Genomic DNA, 5,638 nt, shown 5'->3' on the forward strand with positions numbered 1-5,638 from the left:
GTTGCCGTTTGCGTCGATGGTGGCGACGAGGCGTCCGGCGGCGTCGTAGCGCAGCTGCTCGACGGGGCGGTGATCGCTGGCGAGGCCATCTTCGGCGGTGACCTTGACCTGGGGCCGGGTGATGCTGACGAGGCGGCCCATGGCGTTGTAGGCGAAGTCGGTGGTGTGGCCGCGCGCGTCGGTTTCGGCGGCGACCTCGCCGAAGGCGTTGTATTGGCGGGTGGTGGTGAGGGTGGCGCTTGTGGTGGCCGAGAGCTCGCGGTCGGGGGCGCGGGTCTGGATGGCCTGGCCGCGCTTGTCGTGGACCGTGACGGTGGCGACCGCGTCCGCGGCGCTGGTGCCGCCGGCGGCGGTGATGGTGGCGGCATAGTTCTCGAGCGTCAGCGGCGACGCGCCCACGCCCTGGAAGGTGAGGGTCAGCGTCTGGCGGCCGGCGGCGTCGTGGAGGAAGGTGCGCCAGACGCCGTCGCCCGCGTTGGTGGCGATGAGGCGGCCGGCGTGATCGTAGTGGAGCTGCTGCTGCCAGGCGGGGGCGTCGGCGGCGTCGTGGGTGGCCTGGGCCGCGATCTCGCCATAGGCGTTGTAGCGTGTGGCCTGGACGACGCCCTTGTCCCATTGGGCGCTCGGGGTGGCGCGGCCGGCGGTGGCCTGGGCGGTGAGGCGGCCGAGCCTGTCGTAGCTTGAGAGCAGGCCTTCGTGGCGGGCGGTCCCGTCCGAGGCGAGGCGGGTCCAGGTCCTCGCCAGCTGGTTGCCGGCGGCGTCATAGGCGTAGTCGAAGGTCCCGCCCGCGGCGTCGATCGCCTTCTCGAGCCGCCCGCCCGCATCGTAGAGGTTGCGGGTGACGCGCCCGCCCGCGTCGCCCGCGCCCGCCTGGCGGGTGCGGGTGAGGTTGCCGAGCCCGTCATAGGCGTAGTCGATCGCAGGCGTGACCGCGACCCCGTCATGGCCGAGGAACGACGCCCGCTCCTCGCGGACGAGGCGGGCCAAACTTCACGAAGCTCGCGCATATCGGAAACGGAAGTTCAGCATGTTCAGTGTACGAAGTTCGCGCATATCGCGGAGTGAGGTTTGAGGAATTTGAGGCTCAAAGGCGATTGTTCGCGCGGGGCCGGACCGGATGGACGGTGGCGCGCGCATGCGGCGCAGGGCGAGGGGGCGGACGGCGTCAAAGAGCGAGCCAGCGGCGGAACGCTAGCGATTCGGAACAATAATAGAACATTTCCATGTAGGACAGTGCTGATTTGCAGGGCAGTTAGGTATCTTATCCCCGGAATTCGTTAGTATCCGGCTGGCGGCCTACGTCTGCGAATAGGAACAATGGCAGAGCGATGGTATAGGACAGCGCTGATACGCGGAGCAATTAGGTAGTGTGTCCCCGGAATTGCCGGAATTGGCGCGTCCCCGAAATTGGCGCCCCGCGCCGAATTGTGTGTCTCCGGAATTGCCCGTGATGGTGCCGGTGGATTAATTGGCGATTCACCCACCTCGAACCTTCTTCAACGCCTTCTCCAACAATGTTACATCCTCAGGCGACATGCCGTTGTCCACCTTCCCCAGCCACTTTTCGTAACCAGCTTTCATCATCGCTAAGCCATCTTCGGTCAGGTCATCCGATGATACTTCAAAATCGTCGGTAATGTCCTCAATTGCTGACATCAAGTTCCTTTTCAGGAGAGCATTATCTTGTAGGAATTTTGCCAAAAAGTAGTGATCTTGGATGATCTTTTCGCGCTGATCCTCCATTCCTGGCGTGTTGGTAAGCCAAGAAACCTTGGTAATGACATACGGTTTTTCCATCATGGCTTCCTAACGGTCCTCGTTGGCGTTCCACTAATATCGATTAGCTGACCCGAGGCTCGATCACGAACGAAGGTGTCGCCGTTATTGCGGATACGCAGTTCCTTTCGAAGCTGAACAGTCTTGTTAGCATTCATACTCGTTACCTCGACTGCATCAAGTACCCTGCCATTCTGGATGACAACAGAATCGATCCGGCGCGCTGTGCCGGTCAGAGGATCGATCGCGCGCTTGCCGTTCGCCGACCGAAGATAGACCTCGCTCATGATCCTGCCAGCAGGGTATTGCGCCGCCAGTTCGGCCCGCACCAGCGCCTCGCGGCTTGCCCCTGCGAGCTGGTTGGCGCGCACCCCAATCGGGACGATCGTGCTGAGCGCGGCGCGGGACGGGCCGTATCCCGCTTGGATCGGTCCTCCTATGGGGAATGTCATCATCCCCAGCATCGCCCCGGCGGCAGTGTCGAGTTCAGCCAAGTCCCTTGCCACAATGGCATCGACGGCGTTGTTGTGCGCGCTAATATTGGCTTGCCGCACGGCCGCAAAGTTCGGATCGGCCCGGCCGGCGATCGGCGCGGCAAAGGTCGCGGTCAGCCCGATATCGGCGTATCGCGCCGCTCCGCCATCATATAAGTACGTGCGTCCTGACCCACCCGAGATAAACCGGATCGCGCCTTGTTCAGGATTGCCAACCCATAGCACATCGAACGTCTTTGACTTCGGAGCGCTCGTCCAATCCCCACCATACATCGGATCGTCGAGGAAGTAGTTGATGACCCGGCCATTGGGATCGTCGGTCAACTGGTTGTATTGATATGCCCCCGCGAAGCTTATCTCCTCTCTGCCTGTGAGGATGTTCGGATTGACCTGGCCAATCGCATCCGCGATCTCGCCGGGGCTGGCGCCTGTATAGTAATTCCCGTCATCGTCTCTGCTGAAAGGAACCCCATAGCGCTCAGACAGGGCGATGGCTTCCGGGCTGTACGAGCCGTCCTTCACTTCCTCCAGCAGGTTGATTGGCCCCGTACGACTGCGCCCGGCAATGCCGTCCGCCACCATATTTCCGATGGTATTGCCGATAACGCTGGGCAACGAAGCAATGAGATTGTCGCCGAAGCTGGTGCCCTCGACGAGGCTGCGGGTGGCGCCTTGGACGATCGCGTCGGCGGTGCCGATCGCGAGGCGTTGACCGGCTTTCGCAAAGTTCGAGCCGGGGGCGTTGAACGACCGGCTGATCGCGCCGCCGACGCCCGCGCCGATGCCGGCCGCGGCGACTGCCGCCCAGTCGAAGTTCGACTGTAGTTTGGTCGCGACCGCGACGCCTTGGGTGACCGCGCTGCCGAGCGCGCCGCGCACGACGTCGCCGACCATCTTGGACCCGAGCATCGCGCCCTTGCCGACGACCTCGCCCACACCAGCGCCGACGCCGCCGCCGATCGCGGCGAGCGCGACGCCCTTCCACGAGAACCCGCCCTGCTGGAGGCCCGTGGCAAGCCCGAACGCCTGGCTGGCGACGCTGCCTGCCGCACCCGCCGCCGCACCGCCCAGGACGGGGCCGAGCGCGCCGCTCAGCGTGCCATGGCTGGCCACCGTCACCGCGACGGCGACGGCGACCAGCAATATCTGCCCGAAGACGCCGCAGTCGTCGTCGTCCCTTGCGGGGGGTGCGGGTGTGCTGGGATTGAGATCGCCCCAGGCCTTGTTTGGATCGTATGGACGGAAGGTGTCGGCGGCGTGGCGCGAGGACGCCACCCCCTGCGGCACGATCAGCGTCTGGCCAGCTGTGAGCGACGCGTTCCACGCAAGCCCGTTCGTCTCGGCGAGCTTGTACCATAGGTTGGCGTCGCCCCACATCGCCTCGGCGATCGATTGCAAGCTGTCGCCGTCTACGACGGTATAGGCTCCGTTCGCATCGGACAGCGCATAGGCGGCCGAAGCAAGGCTCTGATCGAAGTCGGCATAGACCGTGGGCCGCACAGGATCGCTCATGCCCCTGCTCGATACCGATCCGATGGTCTTGCCACCGAAGCTGTAGGTCACCTCATGGAGATTCGGCTCGTGCCGCTGCAGCACATGCCCGCCCGCATCGTTCACGAAGGTCACATTGCGCGACTGGATCGTCGCTGATGTCAAAACTCCCGAGTTGTCGTAATTGTAGCTCGCGTTGTTCGTCGTGCCGGGCACGGCGCTGGTCGAGACCGTGACCGTTAGTTGCTGGGCCGTATCCCACCAAGTGTAATAGGTCTTGCGGTCTGTCGTGACGCCGGAGCTCGAAGTTCGCGTACGGGTTATGGTCCCCTGATAGGCGCCAGTGTACACACCGGATCCCGGCGAGCTCTCCAGATTATATTCGTAAGTCGTCGTCGTAGCGTTGCCGCCGCTGTTGCGGGTTTGGCTCACCAACTCGGATCGGGCGTTCCATATCTGGGTGGTGGTTGCCGTTGGAGCGATTGTGGTAGTAACCCGACCCATGGCGTCGCGCACATAGTGCGCCGACGCATTGCCCGCGGGCGTGGGCGAGGCATAGGGATAGGTCGGGCTGCCCGTGCCCATGTGGACGGTCGCGAGATATCCATCTGGCGTATAGGCATAATAATGGCGTCGATCTATGTCGTGCTGGGTCGAGCCCCAAGGATAGGGTATGGTGACCGTGATCGTCTCGGTTTCATGTACCCGTTGCCCGATCTCGTTCCATAGAATGTCCATACCGGTCATTCCGCGTCTTACGATGGTGCCGGCCGCTCCCCGTGCACCTTGCAAAATCCCGCGAACGACCACGGCGCGGTTCATGCTGTCGTAGCGATACCAGTAGTCCTGTACTTGGTTGGTGACACCATAGCTCCCGTTCGATGCGATTGTTCGATATAGCGCCCGTACTCGCCGGATGTTGCCGACGAGGTCGTATTCCCAATCGACGCTGGTCGGCACCGTCCCGCCGGGGCCGGTGTCGTCGAACGTGAGCATGCGGCCGAGTGCGTCCCAGGTGACGGTGGCGTTCTTGTGCGAGGTGGTGAGGGTTGCACCATAATAGGTGCCGTAGCTTTCGGTGAGGAGGTTGCCGGCGGCGTCGAAGCTGTAGAGCGAGCGCTTGTTGGTCCCGCCCGCATCGCCGTCGACGATCGCGGCGATCTGGCCGGTGTTGTAATAGCCGTAGGTCAGGTTCTGGCCGGCCGAGTTGGTCTGGGTGACGAGGCGTCCGGCTGCGTCATAGGCATAGGCGTAATCGTGGGCGCCGTAATCGACCTTGTCGACCGTGCGACCGTAGAGGTCTAGCTTCTCCGTCATCGTCCTGCCGGCGACGTTGACCGTCGTCTTGAGCCATCCGCCGAACACGCCCATGCCCGTGGTGGCGATGCCGCCTTGCCACTCATAGCTGGTCGTCGTCCCCGTGCCGCCGAAGTCGACCGTGGCGATGATCCGCCCCTGGGCGTCATAGTCGGTGCGCTCCTTGACGGTCTCGCCGAGCTGCGAGTTCCAGTGCTGGATGCGCTGGCCGAGGATGTCGTAGGCGTAGCGATCGGTCAGCTGCACCGCCGTGCCGGTGGGATTGCCGGGCGTGTTGGCGGGTCGCGCCGGCCGCACGATCACGGTCAGCCGGCCCATCGCGTCGTATTGGCGCGTTTCGATCGCGCCGATCTCGTTGACGAGGGTCCGCGCGTCGCCGTGGATGTCGTGGAGGGTTTGGAAGACGCCGCCGTCCGCGTGGAACTCCTTCGTCACCAGCGCCTCGCCGCCGCCGTGTCCGGTGCCTGCGAGGAGGGTGCGGGTGGTGGTGTTGCCGTTTGCGTCGCGCACGCCGATCAGGCGGCCGGATATGTCGTGATACTGGTGCTCGGTGGGGCGCG

The 5,638-nt window shown here is 63.9% G+C and carries 2 protein-coding genes and 1 pseudogene; all 3 read right to left on the bottom strand.

What is annotated here, in order from left to right; translation table 11 throughout:
* Positions 1-987 (bottom strand): annotated as a pseudogene (locus D1610_RS16765) (hypothetical protein); the annotation flags it as partial.
* Positions 988-1,476: 489 nt separating this feature from the next.
* The gene (locus D1610_RS16770) at positions 1,477-1,797 is read right to left on the bottom strand and encodes a hypothetical protein (RefSeq protein ID WP_147414363.1); all 321 of its coding nucleotides are present in this window, start codon (positions 1,795-1,797) and stop codon (positions 1,477-1,479) included.
* The gene (locus D1610_RS16775) at positions 1,797-5,513 is read right to left on the bottom strand and encodes a LysM peptidoglycan-binding domain-containing protein (protein ID WP_222927040.1); all 3,717 of its coding nucleotides are present in this window, start codon (positions 5,511-5,513) and stop codon (positions 1,797-1,799) included. Before D1610_RS16775 ends, D1610_RS16770 begins: the two co-directional genes overlap by 1 nt.
* Positions 5,514-5,638 lie beyond the last annotated feature (125 nt).

It is taken from the genome of Sphingomonas gilva, from assembly GCF_003515075.1.
GTDB classification, from domain to species: Bacteria; Pseudomonadota; Alphaproteobacteria; order Sphingomonadales; family Sphingomonadaceae; genus Sphingomonas; species Sphingomonas gilva.